Origin of the sequence: Pseudoalteromonas sp. SIMBA_162, assembly GCF_046535955.1 — a bacterium.
Classification (GTDB): Bacteria; Pseudomonadota; Gammaproteobacteria; order Enterobacterales; family Alteromonadaceae; genus Pseudoalteromonas; species Pseudoalteromonas marina.
Window position 1 is genome coordinate 1 of record NZ_JAWJBQ010000308.1, and the last position, 277, is coordinate 277.

The window sequence follows — 277 nt, forward strand, 5'->3', positions numbered from 1 at the left end:
GGGTTGGCCACCGGGCGCAGCACATCCTCGTCGAGGCTGTCGGTAGGGCCGTCCTTCCAGACCAGCTTGCCGTTCTCGAGGAAGGGCTCGCGGACATAGCCGGCCAGGGTGCCACCGGCCTGGGTGGGGATGTCGTGGAGCAGACCCGCCTTGAGCAGTTCACGGATCAGGAAGCTCATGCCGCCGGCCGCCTGGAAGTGATTGATGTCGGCCTGGCCGTTCGGGTAGATGCGCGTAAGGCTCGGCACCACCGCGGAAAGCTCGGTGAAGTCATCCC

At 66.4% G+C, this 277-nt stretch carries 1 protein-coding gene; it reads right to left on the reverse strand.

The features are described from left to right. On the reverse strand, positions 1 to 277 hold a 277-nt coding region (locus R0J88_RS19820), incomplete at both ends, for a dihydroxy-acid dehydratase (protein ID WP_410900849.1).